We start from the raw sequence: 22,111 nt of genomic DNA on the forward strand, positions 1-22,111 counted from the left end.
GTCGCAAGGCGCTTTTTTTATGTCTAAAAATCGATTTAAAAGACTTATTGATTCTTCCGTCATTAAAAAAGATAAATTTTTTCTCTTTTCTTTAAACCCTTTTCTTAAATACTGTATCTTAGTTTATAACAACATCATTATTGAGAGTTAACCTTTGGATAATCCGAACGTTATAGACATTAAAAGTCGTGCTGAACAGCCAAGCGTTACTTCACCAGAACTTGATGAAGAACGAGCAACGATCCGTCTAGCGCAGCAAGGTGACCAACAAGCTTTTTATCAGCTTTACCAAAAATATCACCGTAAAGTTTATGCCATTTGCTGGCGTATGCTTGCTGATAAAGAGAGTGCAGAGGATGTTTGCCAAGAGGTTTTTGTGCAGCTCTGGCAAAAAATTACGAATTTTCGTGGTGAAAGTAAGTTTTCAACTTGGTTGCACAGTGTCACCAACAATATTGTTCTAGGGCATTTACGTAAGCATAAAAATTGGTTGCAACGTATCTTCAGTATTGAAGATCAAACCATCCAAGATATTGGTGTAGAAATGGAAGACAACACTGGCTTAACCACATTAGATAAGCAGATAGCCCGATTACCTGAAAGGGCAAGATTAGTTTTTGTATTATTTGCTATTGAAGGTTACCGCCATGAAGAAATTGCAAAAATGTTGAATATGGCCGTTGGCACAAGTAAGGCGCAATATCATAGAGCAAGAGGTTTATTAAGAGAGTGGGTTGAGAGATGAAAAAATTATTGTCAGAGCAAGATTTGCAAAAAGAATTAGCGGCATTACCTGATGAAATGACACCACAGCGTGATTTATGGGCAGGTATTGAGCGTGCTATTGCTGTTAGAGAACAAGATAAATTGTCGACTGAGTCACCGGTAAAAAAAGTTTATATCCCCACAGCATGGGCAGCATCGTTAGTGGTCGCTGTATTCGTTACTTGGGTCTCTTTTTCACCGCTAACTTCAGATCAGCCAGTAAACATTGTTCAGCAAAACGATTCACCGTTGGGCTTAGTTGTGGCAATGCAAGAAAGCTTCAAGCAAACAAAGCAAACCATGTTGGTGAGTTTTGGTCAGCCTAAGATATCAGCATTACCTAAAGAAATTCAAGAGGAGTTAAGTAAGCTCAGCTCCGCCCAAACAACCATTGAAAAAGCGTTAATTGAAGACCCTAGCAATAATGATTTATTGAATTTATTACGCTGGACACAAGAACAAGAACTCGATTTATTAAGCCAATTGTATAGTCCTAAATGGCAAAGTATTTAAAAATAGTAATATATAGAGGTAGTTATGAGTATTTTACAAAAAGTTATTCCCATGATGTTATTTTCTGTGGCTTGTTCAAGTTTTGCTGGTGAGCAGATAGATAAGTCATTAACGTTAAGTGATGTGAGTAGTGTTAATATCGAAAATTTGCGCGGCAAGATCACCGTTATTGGTTGGGACAAAAATACCATTACGGTTAAAGGAGAGTTGGAAGATAAAGCAGAAGGTCTGCTGTTTAAGCAACAAGGCTCAAGTGTAAAAATTAAAGTTGAGCTTGAAAAGCATAACAATAACTTTTGGGGTAATCATAAAGGTTCGATATTAACGATACACATGCCAAAAAACATTCGTGTCAGCTTTGATGGTATTTCGAGTGATATTAGCTTTGAAAATTTACACGCCAGTGCAGAAGGAAAAACAGTCAGTGGTAACGTTAACGCAATTAATTTAAGCGAACGCATTGAATTAATTTCAGTGAGTGGCGATATCGACAGCAAAAAATTATCTGGTAAAGTGAGTTTATCTACGGTTAGTGGCAATATTAAAGATCGTCAATCTAGCGGACGCTTGAGTTTGCGTGTGATCAGTGGCGAAATTGATTCACAATCGACAGCAAAAGAAGTTGAGATCGAGAATGTCAGTGGCGATATTCAAATCTCACTGAACGAGGTTGACGAACTAACGGTTTCAAATGTCAGTGGTGATTTTTCAGGAAGCTTATCGTTAAACGATGGGGGGGAGGTGAAAATGTCAAGTATTAGTGGTGACTTAGCCTTAAAACTCCAGAAAAATGTGCAAGCAAGCTTTCGTTTATCTGCAAGCGCTGGCGGTGATATTATTAATAAAATTACCGGTCAAAAAGCCAATAAAGCTAAGTATGGCCCAAGTTCAAAGTTACAATTTGAAACCGGTAGTGCTAATGCCAATGTACGTGCAAGTACAGTAAGTGGTGCGATTAGTGTTAGCCATTAATCTTTATTGCTAAGGCATTTAAAATAGAACGAGTTAGGGGGGATCCTAGCTCGTTTTTTTATTCTGTTTCAAGGGAAATTCTGCTAACCTACGAAAAGTTTTAATCTCGCATTTGCGATAGTGTTTTAGGGTATATAAATGGCAGAGCGCAAGCCAAATAAATTTTTTAAAGATAAGAAGTATTCTCAAGATAGCCAGATGAATGCTTTAAAAGTTCCACCTCATTCGCTTGAGGCTGAACAATCTGTACTGGGTGGTTTACTGCTTGATAACGAGACTTGGGACCGTGTCGGTGAACGTGTTGTTGCCCAAGATTTTTACAGTCGTTCGCATCGTATTACTTTTGAAACCATTGCTGCGTTAATTGAATTAGGCAACCCTGTTGATTTAATTACCTTATCTGAAGCGTTAGAAAACGAGCAACGACTCGAAGACGCTGGTGGTTTTGCTTACCTCGCAGAAATGATGAGGAATACGCCCAGTGCTGCTAACATTACCGCCTATGCCGATATTGTGCGAGAGCGTGCTGTTACGCGTGAAATGATCAGCGTAGCGAATGAAATTGCTGAAGCGGGTTATGATCCTCAAGGACGTGCGAGTGCTGAACTTCTTGATTTTGCTGAAACTAAAATATTCGCTATTGCCGAGCAGCGCGCTAATAAATCAGAAGGACCAGAAAACATTACCTCGGTATTAGAAAAAACGGTTGACCGTATTGAGCAGCTTTGTTCAGCGCCTAATAATGGTGTTACCGGTGTTTCTAGTGGTTTTTCTGATTTAGATAAAATGACGGCTGGTTTCCAAAAATCAGACCTCATTATTGTTGCCGCACGTCCTTCAATGGGTAAAACCACATTTGCAATGAACATTGCAGAAAATGCGGCGATGACTGAAGATAAACCTGCATTGATTTTCAGCTTAGAAATGCCCGCAGAGCAATTGATGATGAGAATGCTTGCCTCTTTAGGCCGTATCGATCAAACCAAAATTCGTACGGGACAATTAGGTGATGAAGATTGGGCGCGTTTATCATCAACGATGGGTTTACTTATTGATAAAGGTAAAATGTTCATTGATGACGCCGCTGGTTTAACGCCTACCGACGTTCGCTCTAGAGCGCGACGAATTGCTCGTGATCACGGTGGTATAAGTATGATCATGATCGATTATCTACAGTTGATGCGTGCACCACAGTTTGCTGATAACCGAACACTAGAAATAGCTGAAATATCACGGTCATTAAAAGCATTAGCAAAAGAATTACAAGTGCCGGTTGTTGCGCTTTCTCAGCTTAACCGTAGTTTGGAGCAACGTTCAGATAAACGTCCTATTAACTCGGATCTTCGTGAGTCGGGCTCTATTGAGCAAGATGCTGATTTGATCATGTTTATCTATCGTGACGAAGTTTATCATGATGATTCAGAATTCAAAGGTATGGCAGAAATAATCATTGGTAAACAACGTAATGGCCCGATTGGTCGTGTGCCGTTGACTTTCCAAGGGCAATTTTCACGCTTTGACAATTATGCGGGTCCACATGTTTTAGATGAAGATTAATGGCGTTAACAACAGCGACAGCAATCATTAATTTATCAGCGCTAAAATATAATTTAGCGCAACTTAAGTCGCTAGCACCGAGATCAAAAGTGCTGGCGGTGCTAAAAGCAAATGCTTATGGCCATGGCTTAGAACGTATTGCTCACGCATTATTTTCTGAGCAAGGTACAATAGATGAGTATGGTGACTCTTCGATAACTGCTGACGCTATTGCGGTTGCAAGAATTGATGAAGCGCTGGCACTTCGAGCTTCTGGTATCACCCAACCGATTGTGTTGCTAGAAGGGTTCTTTAATGCAAAAGACTTAACGATACTTGCGGCAAATAATTTACAAACGATTATTCATAACCGTCAACAACTTGATGCCCTTTTATCGGCTAAACTTTTATCGCCTTTAAAAGTCTGGTTAAAAATCGACACGGGTATGCATCGATTAGGTATTAACCCTGAAGAATTTACGCACTTTTATCAGCAATTATCAGACTCTGAAAATGTCCAAGACAATATGGTACTGATGAGTCATTTAGGTTGTGCAGATGATAAAAGCAGTAAAGCGACGAGTGAGCAAATATCACTCTTTGAAAAGGTAACAATGGGCTGTGATGAAGAGCGAACATTGGCAAATTCTGCGGGTATTTGTGCATGGCCAATGAGTCACTATCAATGGATCCGCCCAGGATTATTGCTTTATGGCGTTTCTCCTTTGCCACTTGAAGATACAGCAGAGGGGATCTCAACAAGGACATTGATTAATAAAAATAAAAACTGTGATTTTCAACCCGTCATGACATTGAAATCAAGCTTGATTGCTATACGAGAATTAGCTGCAGGAGAGTCTGTTGGCTATGGCTATGCATGGAAAAGTGAAGAAAAAACCATTATTGGTGTTGTTGCTATTGGCTATGGCGACGGTTATCCGCGTCATGCCCAAAATGGTACCCCTGTGCTAGTGAATGGACGCAGGGTGCCCTTGGTAGGTCGTGTATCAATGGACATGATAACAGTTGATTTAGGGATTAATTCACAAGAGCAAGTAGGCGATGTGGTGACGTTATGGGGAGAACAATTATCGGTTGCTGAAATAGCTCAATGTGCGACGACAATTCCTTATGAGCTTTTATGTAATATTACTCGCCGAGTACACATTACCTTGTCAGTGCAGTAAAGGCATTTCTTATACCTGGTAATAGTGCTTAGTCATTTTTTTCGATATTATTGCTGTCGCAATGAAGATAGAGTGTTTTTGTTATTTCTTGTTTTGTTAGTGCTTTAACGTCGACTAACGATTAAACAGCCATGCTGGCAACCAACCCATTAGGTAATACAGCAATGCCCATATTTGCGCTATCATTTGTAAAATCAGACGACTAAATAGTGTTATAGCGTATAAAAATAAAAAACCTCGTTTATGACTAAACGAGGTTTGGGTCTTTAAATCAAAGGCGCTGAAAAGTTAGCACTTCATTATTTGTCGAAACTGAACTCAATGAAAGCTTTACCAAACTCAGAATTTAATGGAATAATAATTATAGGACCATCAGCTTTATGGTGAATGGTATGATTTATGCCAGAAACAACCATAGGCGTTGCCATGTCAAACTCAAAACCTTTTTCACTAAGCATGCGCTTAGCGCCGCCGGTAACCATATTAGTAATTTCACCGACTAAATCAGTAATTTCTTCATTAACTTCGTCAGGACCTTCACCGACCATTTTTTTCATGGTCGCAAGTGCCAGCTTTCCTTCGAAAGTAATAGATAGTGAGCCTTTAGTTTGCGCGCTCACCATGCCAATTAAACCTGAAACATCACCCATCGCAACTTCATTTTTTTTCAAACGAGGTTTTTCTGGTACTAATTCCATTTGTGCCATAGTAGACATTACATTGAGCATTGAAGATAAGAAAGGGTTGATAAACTCTACATTCATGAATGTTTCCCAAGGGCTTAGTTATACTAGTAAATTGATTTTGCATGTTAATTTAGCAAATGTAAATCGTTCCTACTAGTTATTGTTTTTTATTATCGCAATTTTAGCCGTTTTAACGGATTTCGAAAAAGTTAAACTGCCAATAATCGTTTCGTCTTTGTAATTTACAGTATTTATCTGTTTAGCGTAAGTATCGACGAGTAAATCATTTTTTACCACTAATCCAGATAAAAATTTTTCAAAATTAGCTTCTTGGTAAATATAAACGTTACCTTTAGCTATTTCTAAACCAATCCAATTAAGTTTTATTTCGTGATTTTTATTATCTTGAACGTCAATAAGCTTGAAGTGCGCTTCTACATAGTTTTGGATCAGCTGTTCGTATTCTGCGTGCTCAGGTGAAAAGTGTATTTGCTGTTGTTCAGCAATGGCGTTTTCAATGTCGTGAGCCGTTAGTTGATGAATCACTTCTATATTATGGGTTCTTGGATTAACTGACAAGTCAGTTAATCCAAAGAAGTAGCGGTGGGCTGCGCTGGAAAGCGCAACCCCACACAATAAACAAAAAACAAAGCTTTTAAATAATGAATTTTTTACCATTATTTATCTTCTTCTTCCTTGTCTTTTTTCTCATCATCGGCAGACTTTAATTTTACATTGTAGTCACGCATCATATCTTTTTTCTTACGTTTATATAACTCAAAGCTTGACTTAATAGGGCGTGCTGGCCAGTAGTTATTATTAACATCTACATCAGCCGTTTCCCAGTTTGGATCAATAGCAATAGCGGTAATTTCTTTATCAGTAATAAATAATTTAGAAACATTACTGCTATTTTTACGCCAGATTTCTGCAGGAATATGTACTTGTTCTGTTGTTTTATCTGCAAAAGTTAATTGCACAATAATAGGCATTACCAAGCCACCCTTATTTTCAAAATCAACGATGTAGAAATTTCTTTCATCAACAAGTAGGTCTTTTTCCCATTGCTCTAACTTTTTATTTGCGCTGTTGTAAGTATTACGTGCTTTATTGGTTGCCGTAAATTTGTCATGTTCATTATAAAAGTCTAACAATTCTGGCTTGTCAGTGGTTCTAAGCCATTGACCTTTATCGCGCAGGTCGCTAATAAAGGTTGGCTTTTCACTTTCTAATGCTCGTTTCCAAGCAGCTTCTGTATCAGGATTTTGGCTATTAGGACGGTATAAATGAATATTACCTAAAGCGATGTCAACATGATCTGTTGTGTAAAACCAACCGCGCCAGAACCAATCTAGGTCAATAGCTGAGGCATCTTCCATGGTGCGGAAAAAGTCTGAAGGTGTTGGACGTTTAAACATCCAACGTTGTGCATATTCTTTAAAGGCAAAATCAAATAATTCGCGGCCCATTACCGTTTCACGTAAAATATTTAATGCCGTTGCAGGCTTACCGTAGGCATTATTACCAAACTGAAGAATTGATTCAGAGTTAGTCATAATGGGGACCTGGTTCGTGCTTTTCATGTAGTTAGTAATATCAGCAGCATGTCCACGTCGTGAAGGATAACCTTCTTCCCATGCTTGCTGTGCTAAAAACTGTAGGAAAGTGTTTAAACCTTCATCCATCCAAGTCCATTGACGTTCATCTGAGTTAACGATCATTGGAAAGTAGTTATGACCCACTTCGTGGATAATTACCCCAACTAAGCCGTATTTAGTACCACGAGAGTAAGTTTTTTCACCGGTCTTTTTATCAAGTGTAGGGCGAGGGCCGTTGAACGTTATCATCGGGTATTCCATGCCGCCAACCGGACCATTTACTGAAATTGATACTGGGTATGGGTAAGCAAAAGTATACTTATTATACTGTTGCATAGTATGGATAATAGCTTCAGTCGAGTATTTTTCCCATAATGGATTACCTTCATTAGGGTAAAAAGACATCGCCATGGTATCGGTACCGCCTTCTTTATAACCTTGAGCGTCCCAAATAAATTTACGGCTTGAAGCGAAAGCAAAATCACGCACATTTTTCGCTTTAAAATGCCAGGTTTTTGTTTTTGTTGAGCGAGACTTTTCGTTTTCAAGAGCTTCTTCAACAGTAACAATTAAGACAGGTTTCTTCGCTTTTTTAGCTTTTTCTAAGCGTTTTTGTTGTATCTTTGTTAATACTTTACTTTCATTTTGTAATTCACCAGTAGCGGCAACAATATGGTCAGCAGGTACCGTAATTTTAACGTCGTAGTCACCAAATTCTAAAGTGAACTCACCGTTACCTAAAAACTGTTTGTTTTGCCAGCCCATAACGTCATAGTATGCTGCTGCACGAGGAAACCAGCCTGCAAGTTCATACAAGTAGTTGTCATCTTCTTTAAAGTATTCGTAACCTGAACGGCCACCCAGCACTTTTTGTTCGTGTAGGTTGTAGTTCCAGCTGATGTTGAATTCAACATCGTCACCTGATTTTAATGCTTTAGGTAAATCAATGCGCATCATCGTGCCATTAATCGTGTAGTCAAGTGCGCTACCGTTCGACGCGGTAACTGCGGTGATTTTATTACCACCGTCAAATTCAGTTGACTCAATGGCGCCACGCAAGCCGTTGTAAGTTACTTTTTTATTAGGCGCAGTGCTTGTTAAGCGATTGTCTGAGTCGCGCTTTAAGCGATTTTGATCAAGCTGTATCCATAAGTACTTTAAAGTATCTGGAGAGTTATTGGTGTAGCTAATTGTTTCGCTACCCTTTAATGTTTGCGTTTTATCATCAAGTTGAATGTTAATTTTGTAATCAACTTGTTGTTGCCAGTATTGATGTCCCGGCGCGCCTGATGCTGTTCTGTAAGTATTGGGTGTTGGTAAGATTTCTTCTAATTGTCGAAATTTATCGGTATCGACCGTATTCTTTGCTATCGCACTACCACTACTGGCAGCAACAAATAAGCAAAGCAATGCTGATTTGATTGAATGTTTCATAGGCTTCCTGAGTATTATTATAATGTATACACGCTTAACCGCATATTTATAACATGAATAGGCTCAAAAAGTTAAGGGGGGAAGTCGTTTTTATGCGACCAATCGCTCGATATATAGGTCAAATGGCCGAGGGTAAAGTATTAATTACAATTCGATAAAGTTACTTTAACTACAGGTTTGGCAGGCGCCGTGAGCTTCAACAATTTGATGGCTAATCGTAAAGCCGGTTGCATCTGCCATTGAACGTAAAGCAAGGTCTAAATTAGAGGACTGAATCTCTTCAACATGGCCGCAAGTGTCACAAATTAATAACTGTACAGGATGATTACATTCACTAAAGTGATGGCACATAACAAAAGAGTTGAGAGATTCTATTTTGTGAACAAATCCTTGTTTGCTAAGGAAGTCTAGGGCGCGGTAGATAGTGGCAGGTTTCGCTGCTGGGTCAATCAACTTTAGCTCATCAAGAAGATCATAGGCGCCAACAGCACCGCTATGTCTAGTTAATAGTTTAAATACTTGCTCGCGAGCCAACGTAAATCGAGCGCCACGCTTTTTGCAGGACTCTTTTGCTTGGCTTAGTAATTCTTCTGCATTCATTATGGCGTAGGTACTTGCATTAATTGGATGATTTTTTAGCAGTCTAACACAGAGGTTTTAATGATGTAATATGCTTGAATGGTTAATTGCTTAGCATGTTAAGGAAAAGTAGTTGTAAGTGCTTTTCAACGTTTACTTTATAACATTACTCGTCATTTTTTGATTGAACATCTCGCCAAAGAATACGAGTACTTAAACGTCATATGAATCTTTATATCGCTTTATATTTTTATCCTTAGCACTTTATTAATAAACATTTATGGTCTAAGTATTACTTCTACCCTCAAATGTTTTTGTTAAAAATATTGTGTTCTTAGAGGAGTTAGGTCTCTCAAGTGAAGGGAAGTGCCCGATGAGATTTAAACGAATATTTACAGCCATACTATTAATGGCTACCTGTGTGGTGAGCGCCAATGTTCAATTAACGGTTAGCTTAGATAAAGTTGTGTCTGTGGTAAGTTTGATCGATTACGCCCCCTATGTTTTTGTCGATGGTAGCAAAGCAGTTGAAGGAGTTTCATCGACCCAAAAGAATACTGATCTAGTTAAGGGCTACAGTTGGGAAGTTTTCCAAGAGAGTTTCTATGCTATGGGCTATTCAATAAAATATACGATCGTTCCTTGGAGTAGAGCCATAAAAATTCTTGAATTCGGTCATGCCGAACTACTCTTTCCTATGAGTAAATCAGACGAAAGATTAAAAAAGTATAATTATTCAAGAGAGCCCGTTAATACCGTTGACTATGTCATTTACTCACACAAAAATGCTTCTTTAAAATGGAAGGGTTTTAATTCATTAAGTGAAAAAATAATTGGCGAAAAACGAGGCTTCAATTATGGAAAAAATTGGAATGCGCTTAGCGATGTTATTAAATATCAAATAGGCAATATATCAAATGGCTTTCAAATGCTTCAAAAGGGACATATAAATGGCTTTATTGGTTACAAAGACAGCTGGGATTATGTTTTAAAAAAAGAAGGTCTGGAAGGAGAGTTTATAAAAACCCCGATCATCGGTTCAAGTTCAGAGTACGTGGTTTCAATGAAAGGCAGAGGACAGCATTCTGATTTGCTCGAAGTTTATAGTCAGGGTAAACGAAAAATTATTGAAAACGGCATAGTAGACAAGTTAAAAGCTAAGTGGTTTGTTGTAAATCAAGCTAAATAATGATTACAGGCAAACATAGCGTTGCGATGATGCAATTATTCTTTTCATGAGGTGCGCCACCTTAATCTTCAAAAAGATATTTTTTCTTATCATACTTTCCTGCTTTCAAGTCTTCCAACATCTGTTGAAAACGTCCACTGGCTTTTAATTTTTTTAAACCACTATTAAATTTATCAAGAAAATATTGATTGCGCTTATGATCTTTACTCATAATTAAATGAAGCGTACTGCGACCAAATTCTTTCGGGTTATAAGTTAAAAGGTTAGCTTCATCAGGTGATAGGTAGTTTCTAATCTGAGCATCACCAACAGAAGGATCGTTTGGGAAGACTTGAATGCGCCCAGCCAATAATTTCTTATAATTGAATTCATCTTTTGAGGTAAAATCAACAGTAAAGTGTTCTTTAGCAATAGCGTTCATAAACGCTTTACCATAATCATACGTTGTTGTACCTCCTATCTTCATTCCTTTTAAGTCTTGCATTGATTGCCAATGAAATTCATAGCTTTTCAGGTGATAAAAAACAAAAGACGTTTCTGTTATAGCATCACTCACTAAAAACGCCTTCTTTGTCTCATCGTCAGGCCACCAGCAACAAGAAGCATCCCAATCGGTTGCCTCTTTGGCATATTCATTAGCTCGTTTCCAAGGGAAAAACCCCCACTCTACCTCGATACCTTCCAACTTAAATGCTTCAGTGACTATATGAGAGTCAAGACCATATTGGTAACTGTAATTAGATAGAAATGGTTCCCACTCACCATTAGTGATACGAATGGTCTCAGCAAATAAATTAGTAGTAAAAACAATTATCCATAATAGTGTAAAGGGTAATACTTTCATCATTATCCTTATAAATAGTTAAGTGTCATGTTGAGCAGATAATCATAACGTTTGTTGTGTGGACCTGAAAGACGCTTTTAATTTAGCTGATTAAATTACTTTATTGTCAAATTATACGTTAAGAGCGATAAAACGTAATTTAAAGGTAAATACTTATTTAATGCATGTAATGACTAAAACATAAAAACGGGCTTAAGTGCTAAATGATTTTAGTCGTTAGAAGTAAAGCCAACAAGGGGAGTCCTCAACTAAGGCCTTAGCAGTAATTTACTTTTTATGAGCAAAGCAATAGCTAAAGTGATACCTCCAACTATAATTTGTTGACCCTTATCTAGTTATTTTTTAACAATTATGGGTAATCAAATAGAGCAGGGTAGATTGTACTGTTTTTGATTTTTTGTTATTGATATCAAGAATAAAACCAACCATGATGTCTCAACGATAATCGCAATAGCTAAGAAAATTCAGTTTAAGAACAAATTATTATTACAGAGATAATTCAATTATTCAGGGAAGTTAGATGAGCGACTTGATTTGAAAAACATATTATTTGTAGTCATTGCTTTTTGCATTCACTTCTCATTGGTAAAGTTTGGTTCGCTGTTTACCATCCCCTTTGGCTTTGCCAGTCTCATTTGGCCGGTGTCGGGCGTGATGCTTGGCTTATATTTTTTATATGGGCGTACAATTTTAATAGGCTCGGTGTTATCCTCGCTGGTCAGTATTTATCAACTAAATTCAACCTCTTCTTTTTCAATCTATTTAATCATTATTTTATCTCTAGTAAGCGTTTTACAATTAGTTATTAGTAAGCAATTAGTTTTACGCTTTATTACTTTGCCCCTTAAAACACGTATCCCTAGTGAGATTATTAAGTTTTTAATCTTAGCAGGGCCTTTATCAACATTTATTACGAGTACTATCGTGATGATATCACTTTGGGTATGGCTAAAAATTCCCAGAGAAGTTCTTTATTATATATGGGCAGCAAAATGGGTTGGCGACTTCATCAGTATTATCTTTCTAACCCCGGTTATTCTATTTCTTGGAAAGAATATCTATGTTAGAAAAGCAAAACGTCAAACAGCCGCTATTTTAACAACCCTTTGTGTATTGAGTGTTATTAGCTTGATTTATATTTTATCGAGCTATAATAAACAGTTAGAAAAAGAGCAGGAATTTATTAATGTGACTCAACCATTTATAGAGCAGGTTAATGTTATTCAATCGAGTATAAAGCATCATTTAACCGCATTAGGCGGACTATTCCAAGCAAGTGAGAATGTTACACGGGCAGAATTTAAAGCCTTCACGAATACAATAGAACAACGAAACATCAGCCTAAGAGCATTAGCTTGGGTGCCGTTAATAAGCTCTGGCAGCAGAATAGCATTTGAGTTAGCATTGTCAGAAGAGGGGATTACTGAAAGCTATATCAAAAAATCTACCGAGCAAGGGTTTCAACGCTCACCTAATCAGAGTCAATATTTTCCCATTACTTTTATCGAGCCCCTTGAAGCAAATAAATCTGCAGTGGGTTTAGATGTTTCGACGCACCCACCTGTAAGTGCGAGTGCCAACAAAGCCATCAGCCTTAAAAAACATGTTATTACACCTCTATTGTCGCTAGTACAGCAAAAAGATAAATTTACCGGTGTTGTTGTTTATTACCCAGTTTACAAAAAAGAGTTTCAAACTAACACTGTTCTATTAAAAGGCTTAGTTGAGGCCGTTTTTGAATTAGATCTTTTACTCGCTGGTGTGCATCAAAGTCTTGATGAAAATAACTTCACTTACCAATTAAGTTATGGCGAAAACAATGTTTTTTCACATGAAAGTTATAATCCTAATCAGTTGTTTATACACAGTGTAGAGATAATTTTATTCGATAAAATAGCTCAATTATCATTTTCGAGTACGAAGAAATTTGAACAAGGCCTGATAGATTGGAGCAACCTTGGCATCATGTTTATCGTTTGTACTATTGGTATTATCTGTGTGATGTTTGTTTTTTTTATCATCACTTTTAATTATTCTCTTACTAAAAAAGTAGCAAAAAACACCGCGGAATTATTAAAAAGTAATACTGAACTTGTTATTGCGAATAAAGCAAAAAATCTATTTTTAGCAAATATTAGTCATGAATATCGAACGCCTTTAAATGCGATTATAGGCTTTACCGAAATAGCTCAGCGTGAAACAAATGATGCAAATGCCATTGATTATTTATCTAAAATAAACCACTCATCAAATATTTTACTTAATATTGTTAACGATGTTTTAGACATATCTAAAATGCAAGCGGGGGAGTTAAACCTTGAAAATAGATCGTTTAGCCCTGCAATAGAAACAATATCAGTAATAGAAATGTTGAATGAAAAGGCGGGAGAAAAGTCAATTTCAATCAATAAAAATTTGTCCTCAAACTTTGAGCAATGGGTCGCTGGTGATGACTTTAGGTTTAAACAAATATTGATAAACTTACTCAATAATGCGATTAAATTTACTGACCAAGGTACTATTAGTATTGACGGTAGCTGCCAAAATACTGCACAAAATACCAGAGTACTCACCTTAACAATTAAAGATACAGGCATAGGTATTGATGAAGAACAGCAAATACATATCTTTAATGCTTTTGCCCAAGCCGAGGTTTCCACCACAAGAACATATGGTGGTACAGGCTTAGGTTTATCAATTGTGAAACAATTATGTGCTTTGATGGCAGGAGATATAAACCTAATAAGTCAACCAGGAAAAGGCAGCACATTTACTGTAACGTTAGAATTACCTCAGTCGGAACAACCCATAGTAAAAAATAACGATAGGGGCATTGCATCACCCCAACCGAGTTACGAAGGTGTAAATATTCTTGTCGTAGAAGACAATAAAATAAATCAGCTTATCGCCCAAAAGCAATTACTCTCTTTAGGAGTAACTTGTGATTTGGTTGGAGATGGTCAGCAAGCGCTAACTTACCTTGAAAGTAATAAGCCAAAGTTAATATTAATGGATTTACAAATGCCAACTATGGACGGGTTTACAGCATCACATTTTATTAAACAAAACGATAAACTCAAAGATATTCCTATTATCATATTAAGTGCCAGTGTCGGCAAAGAAGACAAAGAAAAAGCCCTTGAGCTTGGTATTGAAGACTTTATACACAAGCCATTTCAACAAGCTGATTTGTACTATGTACTTAATAAGTATTTATCAGGTAAATAGATGATTAGTTATATTCGATAAAAACTAATACGGGCTCTTAGCCAACTCTTTAAATATTTAGCCGAAGATAGCCGTTCTGCTAAACCTTCCTATTTCATTTATCATTATAAGTTGCGACACCTTCAAGCTTGGTTAATAGGTGTAGTTGAAATGTTGCGAAAATGTTATTGCTGTTCTACTGTTATTGATACCATTAATTTATGTAAGAAAACATAGAGTATGCCGATTAAACTTCAGCAGCTTATCCCCTTATTATTTCTCCTTGTTAGTTCTTGCGCAGTAACTTACCAAGATAGTGACGGTAATCAGAAAATTGTTGGGTTCGTTAGTCTGACACTTGAAAAACCCGCAGATCAAACCTTGGTTGCAGGCGACAAGGTAAAAATTACTAATGTAGGGGTTATGTATTCAGATACACCAATACATAACGGGATTTCTATTGGATATTATAGTGAAACAACCACTATTTTAAAAAATGATGTGGCTGTTATTATTAAAAATGAAGAGTAAAAGGAGTTTTAAGATGGAATTTTGTAATAAGTATATTTTATTTACTTTGTGCTTTAGTCTTTTTTTATCTGGGTGTAGCACAACAGATAGTGCTGTTTTCGTAACAAAAACCACGATAGCAGTGATTGATGTCGACAGTACTCCAGGAACCGTGTCTTTTGCATATGACCGTGTTGAAGGGTTCTTTGGACCAAATTATGAAAATGGAGCGGTACCACCAGTTGTTGCTTCCATGAAAACAAGTGGTGAAATAACAAGCCCAACCATAAAGCAGCTTTATGCAACCGGTGAAGCAGCAACTTTAGTTATTAACCCTGATGCTATTGGTTATCAACAAAGCTCTGACGATGAACTCGTAGGAGGTCGCAAAGCGTTAATTTTTGGTACAAGTACTTCCCTTGGCTTTAAATTTGGCCTTTCAAACTCAATTCCTAACTTCACCTTAGGCTATAAAAGAAAAGAAGCCTCTTATATTCCTATTCACAAAGGCACCGATGGTAATAGTGATAAATACTCATCGGTGCTTGCCAGTATTGATACAACCATTACAACCGATATTGATGAAAATGAATTTGAAAATGGGCAATATTTTGCAACAGGTGAAGCCGCTAAATTACTCGCCGTTCAGCCATATATCAAAGATGCTTTTAAAAATAGCGCGGAAAGTGCTTTAGGATCTTATGATAAAAACTTTTCAAAACAGGTTGAAAATCATTCAGGTATAATTCGATGCGCATTTAACTTGAGCGAAGAACAATGGAAAAGTGTTATTGATAATGGCATAGCTGCAAATCTATTTTCTGATTTAGACGATATGTTAGTGAGTTCTTTAAAGCAGTTTTCTGCGTCTAAATCGGCAGGTGATTTACTGAAGTTAATGAAATTATATTCTGAAGCTATTGCCGGTGGTATAGATCCGACCAATGATCACAGTTTATTGTTGAAAACCCATGAAAATTTAGTGTGTAATTTAGCCGGGAGTTAATGTATGCCAGACAAAGTCGTTCCGTGTGAGAGAGCAGAAGAGATGAAAGAACATCTAGAAAAATCAGGGTTTTGGGTTGTGGTTTCCTGTGAACCTATTAAGTATAAAGCAGGTAAATGTAGGATTATTTATAAGCAAAAAGAATAAGTCAGGCGTTAAATACTAGCTATTACTCAAGTAGATCTAAAACAGGATAATGTTATTTTACTTCATTTTAGCGTTTTAATTTAAGTCACCTATTGGTGACTTTTTTATCCCTCTGGATAGTGATACGAGGGTAAAGTTATTATCCTCGACTAATTTCAAATATGTCATCTATCTAAAAATGCTTTTTTGTCCCTTAAGAAATAATTTAAATTTTATTTAATACAATGTCAGATTTATAAATATATTAACGATACTTATTAAGCCATAAACAATAATTTATGTCAGTTACTTATTAGGGATAAAGTTCTCGTTTGTGATAATTAACTTCTACCTTATTGAAGTTCCCTAAATAGTTTCTAATGAAGTTCATTACTTTCATAGTCTTTTTATTACGAAACCATAGTTAATTAATGATTCTTATATAATTCAATTGATTACTTACTTTTTATGTCCATTTATTTTACACATATAACTTCTGTCAATTTAATTTGTTTACTATTTTATTGAAATTTAAATGTTTTTTGTGGTTGGTGCGTTTTGTGCAATGTTACGCAAAATTAATCATTTCCCTTACTTCGAACTAAAAAATGCGGAAAGGGATAAATAAAGGAACTTAAATGAATAATAAATATTTAAATACTGCAATTGTTGTTATCACTCTGCTTTTTTCGACGTATACGAAAGCGGGATTAATAACCGAAAATTGGATAGCTGATATATCTTCCTCAGACACAACCGCTTTTACTGCCGGTCAAACTGTTTCATGGTCTGTTGTATATGATAGTGATTCTTTAGTTATGCATCAGTATAGTGATGCAACTGGAAATATAGAGCAAACTTGGGATGCCCGTTGCCCTTCTGGTTATTTTTGTAATACTTACACTATGTTTTCAGATGCACTATTTGATGTTTCTTCCATATATGACGTGTTTGAGGCAAATATTCCACTGAATTTTAGTGGGTCAGACGTAACTATCAGTAATTACAGTCGTGCTCATACTGACAGCGCAGGCACTACATATTATAAGATGAGTTCGGATAGTACATATTTTTCCTTGAATGATCTAGGCCCTAATAATGGGTATTTTTTATATCATATGCGTGATGGGATAAACCATGTAAATGTTGAAAGTAAAATCAATATTGTCAATATGAGAAAACAAAATATTGCTGTTCCTGAACCATCAACATTTGCAATTCTTGCATTAGGGATTATGGGCTTAGCATCACGTCGTTTTAAGAATAAATCTTAATCTAATTTTTAATACTAATTCATAAAAACACTGCCTATAATAGTCAGTGTTTTTATGTTTCTGGTAAGGCGTTTAACTAAAGCTTTCATGTAACTTATGCGGAAATAACTGCGTATAAACTTACCATAGAATATTAAGATTTCTATGATCTGTTACTTAGGCTACTTCTTTAATGTAGTAGCCTTGTTCGAACAATCTACTTGCTCCTTGACGCCTAAACTATTGTTTACTCGTTAAAATTCAACGCTTATATTTCTTCAGTTATAGCGAAAAGTAAAGTCAAAATGCTTAGGCTGTTTCTTTGTAATCCTCAATGATCCACCCAATAAAAGGGTAATCATATGGCTACCTTCTTTTTTACGGAATGTTTTAGATTCTCAGTGTATAATCGTGTTGTTTTTTTTCATGATTTTAAAGTGATAATAAAACCACCGTTTGCCTTTGTACGTTTTTGAATTTTTAAAGCTGTCACGATTAACCTTAATTATTCAGGTATGTGGAGTGTGGTATTTCAAGACACAAGGTAATTAGAGGTCATTCACTGTAATTTATACGTTCATTTATAAGGTGTTTTTGTGTCAATCCCAGTAAAACCGCTAAACTCAGCTAATCCCATCGATCACCGACTTTCCATTGCACCCATGCTCGATTGGACTGATTCTCTAATTTTTAATGACCTATAAGGAGCATAGGAGCACTAAAGGGACACCTTCAAGTTTATATACTCCATTATAGCCCTTTTGGGATACTTCTCTTCCTATTATTATTTGAACATGCGCTCCCTTGTAACCTCAGCTCTGCAAAATTTCATCGAAGAAAACCATTTTAAAACACGTTTTCCCTAAAAGTCTTACAATAAACCAATAAATACTTGATATACTTATGTTATTTAGTTAACTTTACTTGTATTTAAAAAATCAGGCGGTTTATGAATTGTATTAAAAAGGATTTTATCCCGTCTATTGAGCTGTTAGAAATCACAAGGAGAGTTATTCGTGCTTGAACAACTGGGACAATCTTCCAATAGTGCTGCAAAATCACTACATGTAAAAAGTGCATTGAACCCAATGCTATGGTTGACAGGGATCGCTACACCTTTATGCTTTGCTTGTGCGTATTTTTTGAGAGATTCCAGCCCTATTTTTGAAATCTTAGTTTTTTCTGGTCTAACGCCTATTTTGGTAACTTGCATCGGTTTTTCATATTTTGCTGTGTTTAAAGCAGAAAAATTACAATCGGAAGATTATCAAATAAGACATGAATCCCTTCAAATTATTCAACAAAAAACAGGAACAATAGAGATTCCTTTAGCTTCTTTAGATAATATTGTAAATCCAAGGAATAACCTCCCTAATACCAAGGAGGAAAAATAATGAAAGTATATTTAATTTCGTTTACCTCAGCAAAATACCCTGTTATAGAAAGGCAGGTGATATTAGATTTTCTCAACACACAACCTATTATAAAAAATTGGCATGCTGTAATGCCGAACGCGATTTTAGTTGCTACAGAGCACACAATTAAAGATGTGAGTATAGCTCTATCAACTCGCTTCCCCCAAAATTTAACTGTCTTGGTTACTGATGCTAGTTACGCTGACGGATTAGCAAATAATACTGTTTGGGATTTTATCAATAAACCTAAATCATCAGGTAGGTGGCCGTGATTTTCTAACAAGTTCCTTAAACGGACAAAAAACATTTGGCTTTTGCTCGTTCCTCGCTAATTTTAGCCAACTATATTTAGCCCTTTAACAGGGCGTTAGAAGCACAACGAAGTTAGGAGTAAATTTTTGAATTCTTTTTTCAAATGGATGTTTAAAAATGCATGGAATTTGTTTGGTGCCTTAGGGGTTGGAGGAACATTCTATTTCTCTTTGATGTACGTCCCAGATTATGTCAAAGACATCACTACAGGGAAAGTTAATGTCATTCATGAAAGTCTAATGGATGATGTGCAAGAATTAATTTTCTATGAAAAATCAATTTCAATTGAAGATGTAGAAATGTTCATACGCGGGAAAGAGCTGAAACAAGGGATATCCTACCGATATACATCAGAAGAACTTCTTCTCCAAGTTCAAGAGCGATTCATGGGGAATAAATTCATTCCTCTTGAGAAAAGAGAATCGCTTTTAGCCTCAATAAATAAATTGAGCTCTAGTTATAAGCCTCTTAGCAAACCAGTTAAAAAAGGCTTTGATTGGGTACTTATTATGCCTTGGTTATTTTCTGCATTTGGGGTGATTATCGCAGGTATAGGGGCATCTAGTCTCACTGGTAAATTGAAAAGTGATAAAGAAACAGAAGCAGATATTATATCTGGGGATATTATAATCAATCATCATGGCGGTTCAATGTCTGCTTCAGCTTATGAGTATGAAAAAATGGTTGGTGATGCGCTATCAGAGTTAAATGTGCCCCACAAGTCAGATTCAAATGAATATGACTTTATCGTTAATCATCAAGGTAAAGATGTAATTGTGGAAGCTAAAAAATACCACAAGTTACTCGGACTTGGCTCAGCACGTAACTTTTTAAACATGATTTTAGCTTCTGATAAAGGAGGTGTTTTAGTAGTTTCTTCTGGTCTTACACAAAGATCAAAGGAACTAATACTAGAGCACAATCAAATTTCAGATAATCAGAGAATATTTTTGGTTACAGGTGACTCAAAAGAAAAAGTTAAAAAACAATTATCAGAAATATTTTGTGCATAAGAGCAACTAACAAGGCATTCAAACGGACTAAAAATAGTTGGCTGTTTTCACTTCGTTCAACATTTTAGCCAACAATTTTGCGCCGCTTAGTAAGGCGTTAGCCGTATCTCAGTTTAGGAGTATTTTCAAAGTGAGCATGGAGTTTTTAATGGATTGGAAGTTTTGGTCGTTCTTAGTTGCTTTTTTTGCTTTGATTTTATCCCAACTACCACCAATTAGGCTTTGGTTTAAAAAAGCCAAGTTGGATCTTGAGCTGTATTCAAGAGTTCACCTCACACACAAAGTCGGAAATCCCAATGTTCAAATCCATCTGATTTTAAGAAATGTGGGCGGTCGAAATATTAGAATTAAAGAAATTAGTATTGATATAGAAAGGGATGGCAAATTTTTAGATACATTAACCGCACAAGATTACCTACCTGACCCTTTGAATAATCAAAGCGTTTTGCTCACTAACTTCTCACTTTCTCCGAATGATGAGTGGTCAAATAGAGTTAACTTACTGAATTACTTTAACAGGGAAGAAGAGAGATCATTTAAATCTTCTGAAAAGGCTTTAAGAGAAGAAATCATTAGATTAAGAGAGCCACTAAACGAAGGTGACAAAACTAACGTAAAAGTAACTGACCAATTCATAGAACCATTTATCCAAATGTTTAAAAATAAGTTCATTTGGAAGCCTGGAGACTATCAGTTTCAAATAAATATTAAAACACTCGACCAAGAAGCGGATATTAAAAAATCATTTAGGTTTATTTTATTTGAGTCTCAATCTGAAGATTTAGAGTCATATGTTAAAGACTTTAATATAGGTGCAGGTATTTCTTATAATGTTAATGACCACAGCGGTGTATTGGTTCAGGTGGAAGAAATATACGGCTAAGTCGTTTAAAAGGACAAAAAACAGTTGGTTTTTGCTCCATCGTCGCTAATTTTAGCTAACAATTTTTTGCCTTTTTACAAGGCGTTATATTTTTAAGGTACTCTCATGAAAGTTGAGCAAGCGTATAATTTGGATAGTGAAGAAATAGTTGACGCCGAACTTGCCTACGATTATTACTGGTCAGGTATTATTAAAAATAAAAAGAATTTCGAATGCCCCGCTGAAAATTGTGCCGTTCAAATTACTTGTGCTAATTTGGATAAGACTCGACAAGATATGAAAGTTGACCCTTACTTTAAAGCTGTAGGGGAACATGAACCTGATTGTAATTTGATAAAAGAAATATTAAAAAATGATTTGTCGTCTAACTCAGGCATAGGAGGACGGAAAAGTAGAGCTAAAAAACAGGACGAGCTTCCAGATGTGTTTGGGTTGTCTAGGCCTAAATCACACTTAGAGAAAAAACAAAAGTTTTCAACAGGTATTACTCCTGTTACTTGTAAAGAAAACAAACGGAAATCAAAATCTGAAACTAATATCTCAAATTTTCAATCATCTACGTATTATGCAGTGCGAGCATTTGTATCAAAGTATTTGAGGTATAAATCTTTAAGTTTATTAGGTCAGAGGTACGTAAATATTAAGGGATATAATGTTTCATATAAAGAAATGTTTGTTGATATTTCAGGCCAAAATTTAAATAACATATCAAAATACCCTCGAGTATATTTTGGAAAGGCAGTCATAGTTAAGCGAAAAGAGAATGATTACGCTGTTAGCTTTGAAGCTTCGTTGTCCCATAATGAAGAACTAATCAGTCCTTCAATTTATATCGCAGAATCTTTAATAAATGGAGCATTCACTAAAAAGTTATCTGAAGAGAAGTTTAAAATTCTTTCTCAAAAAAATCATTTAGGCTCTTGGGTCTTTGTTTACGGCATACCAAAAGTTAAACTTGTGAAAGGTAATAGTTATATAAATATCAATATTTCCAATTTAGATTATCTGGATTTAAGAGAAAAAATATAACAAGTTACTCAAACGTACCCTAAACAGTTGGCTAGCGCTCGTTCCTTGCAATTT

Annotated in this window: 21 protein-coding genes; 16 read left to right on the plus strand and 5 right to left on the minus strand. The window is 36.1% G+C overall.

Annotated features, from left to right (window positions below; all coding sequences use genetic code 11):
- Positions 1–178 precede the first annotated feature (178 nt).
- From H4J39_RS09030 to alr, 5 genes are all read left to right on the plus strand, one after another.
- Positions 179–745, plus strand: a complete 567-nt coding sequence (locus H4J39_RS09030; RefSeq protein ID WP_182228410.1) for a sigma-70 family RNA polymerase sigma factor — start codon at positions 179–181, stop codon at positions 743–745.
- Positions 742–1,278, plus strand: a complete 537-nt coding sequence (locus H4J39_RS09035; RefSeq protein WP_182227557.1) for a hypothetical protein — start codon at positions 742–744, stop codon at positions 1,276–1,278. Before H4J39_RS09030 ends, H4J39_RS09035 begins: the two co-directional genes overlap by 4 nt.
- A gap of 24 nt (positions 1,279–1,302) precedes the next feature.
- Positions 1,303–2,250: a DUF4097 family beta strand repeat-containing protein gene (locus tag H4J39_RS09040; protein WP_182227559.1), complete on the plus strand. Its 948-nt coding sequence runs from the start codon at positions 1,303–1,305 to the stop codon at positions 2,248–2,250.
- Between the two features lie 138 nt (positions 2,251–2,388).
- Complete coding sequence (dnaB, locus tag H4J39_RS09045) at positions 2,389–3,807, plus strand: replicative DNA helicase (protein WP_182177561.1); 1,419 nt, start codon at positions 2,389–2,391, stop codon at positions 3,805–3,807.
- On the plus strand, positions 3,807–4,973 hold the full coding sequence (gene alr, locus H4J39_RS09050; RefSeq protein WP_182227561.1) for an alanine racemase: 1,167 nt from the start codon (positions 3,807–3,809) through the stop codon (positions 4,971–4,973). The genes dnaB and alr overlap by 1 nt, the downstream gene beginning before the upstream one ends.
- Before the next feature lie 299 nt (positions 4,974–5,272).
- Here alr and H4J39_RS09055 read toward each other — a convergent pair whose 3' ends face one another.
- The 4 genes from H4J39_RS09055 to zur form a co-directional block, all read right to left on the minus strand.
- Entirely contained in the window at positions 5,273–5,737 is a 465-nt protein-coding gene (locus tag H4J39_RS09055) for a chemotaxis protein CheX (RefSeq protein ID WP_182227563.1), read from the minus strand.
- A 75-nt stretch (positions 5,738–5,812) separates the two neighbouring features.
- Positions 5,813–6,337, minus strand: coding sequence for a DUF6702 family protein (locus tag H4J39_RS09060; RefSeq protein ID WP_182227565.1), 525 nt, complete (start codon positions 6,335–6,337; stop codon positions 5,813–5,815).
- Positions 6,337–8,691 (minus strand): M1 family metallopeptidase, encoded by a 2,355-nt coding sequence (locus tag H4J39_RS09065; protein WP_182227567.1) that lies wholly within the window; start codon positions 8,689–8,691, stop codon positions 6,337–6,339. Before H4J39_RS09065 ends, H4J39_RS09060 begins: the two co-directional genes overlap by 1 nt.
- A 165-nt stretch (positions 8,692–8,856) precedes the next feature.
- On the minus strand, positions 8,857–9,291 hold the full coding sequence (zur, locus tag H4J39_RS09070) for a zinc uptake transcriptional repressor Zur (protein ID WP_182227569.1): 435 nt from the start codon (positions 9,289–9,291) through the stop codon (positions 8,857–8,859).
- A 352-nt stretch (positions 9,292–9,643) separates the two neighbouring features.
- Between zur and H4J39_RS09075 the strand changes: the two genes are divergently transcribed.
- Entirely contained in the window at positions 9,644–10,459 is an 816-nt protein-coding gene (locus H4J39_RS09075) for an ABC transporter substrate-binding protein (protein WP_182227571.1), read from the plus strand.
- 61 nt (positions 10,460–10,520) lie between these two features.
- On the opposite strand, the gene H4J39_RS09080 is transcribed toward H4J39_RS09075, so the two are convergent.
- Positions 10,521–11,303: an ABC transporter substrate-binding protein gene (locus H4J39_RS09080; protein ID WP_182227573.1), complete on the minus strand. Its 783-nt coding sequence runs from the start codon at positions 11,301–11,303 to the stop codon at positions 10,521–10,523.
- Between the two features lie 534 nt (positions 11,304–11,837).
- On the opposite strand from H4J39_RS09080, the gene H4J39_RS09085 reads away from it, so the two are divergent.
- From H4J39_RS09085 to H4J39_RS09130, 10 genes are all read left to right on the plus strand, one after another.
- A complete protein-coding gene (locus H4J39_RS09085) occupies positions 11,838–14,531 on the plus strand; it encodes a CHASE domain-containing protein (protein ID WP_182227575.1) in 2,694 nt (897 codons plus the stop codon).
- Positions 14,532–14,750: 219 nt separating this feature from the next.
- Positions 14,751–15,041: a hypothetical protein gene (locus H4J39_RS09090; protein WP_182227577.1), complete on the plus strand. Its 291-nt coding sequence runs from the start codon at positions 14,751–14,753 to the stop codon at positions 15,039–15,041.
- A gap of 13 nt (positions 15,042–15,054) precedes the next feature.
- Entirely contained in the window at positions 15,055–16,026 is a 972-nt protein-coding gene (locus H4J39_RS09095) for a hypothetical protein (RefSeq protein WP_182227579.1), read from the plus strand.
- A gap of 3 nt (positions 16,027–16,029) precedes the next feature.
- Positions 16,030–16,173, plus strand: coding sequence for a hypothetical protein (locus H4J39_RS09100; RefSeq protein ID WP_182227581.1), 144 nt, complete (start codon positions 16,030–16,032; stop codon positions 16,171–16,173).
- Between the two features lie 617 nt (positions 16,174–16,790).
- Entirely contained in the window at positions 16,791–17,426 is a 636-nt protein-coding gene (locus H4J39_RS09105) for a PEP-CTERM sorting domain-containing protein (protein ID WP_182227583.1), read from the plus strand.
- Positions 17,427–18,421: 995 nt separating this feature from the next.
- Complete coding sequence (locus tag H4J39_RS09110) at positions 18,422–18,799, plus strand: hypothetical protein (RefSeq protein ID WP_182227585.1); 378 nt, start codon at positions 18,422–18,424, stop codon at positions 18,797–18,799.
- Positions 18,799–19,092, plus strand: a complete 294-nt coding sequence (locus H4J39_RS09115) for a hypothetical protein (protein WP_182227587.1) — start codon at positions 18,799–18,801, stop codon at positions 19,090–19,092. The genes H4J39_RS09110 and H4J39_RS09115 overlap by 1 nt, the downstream gene beginning before the upstream one ends.
- A 126-nt stretch (positions 19,093–19,218) precedes the next feature.
- Positions 19,219–20,145, plus strand: coding sequence for a restriction endonuclease (locus H4J39_RS09120; protein ID WP_182227589.1), 927 nt, complete (start codon positions 19,219–19,221; stop codon positions 20,143–20,145).
- A gap of 148 nt (positions 20,146–20,293) precedes the next feature.
- On the plus strand, positions 20,294–21,028 hold the full coding sequence (locus H4J39_RS09125; RefSeq protein ID WP_182227591.1) for a hypothetical protein: 735 nt from the start codon (positions 20,294–20,296) through the stop codon (positions 21,026–21,028).
- A 105-nt stretch (positions 21,029–21,133) separates the two neighbouring features.
- Positions 21,134–22,057, plus strand: coding sequence for a hypothetical protein (locus H4J39_RS09130; protein WP_182227593.1), 924 nt, complete (start codon positions 21,134–21,136; stop codon positions 22,055–22,057).
- Positions 22,058–22,111 lie beyond the last annotated feature (54 nt).

Source organism: Colwellia sp. Bg11-12 (genome assembly GCF_014076955.1).
Lineage (GTDB): Bacteria > Pseudomonadota > Gammaproteobacteria > Enterobacterales > Alteromonadaceae > Colwellia_A.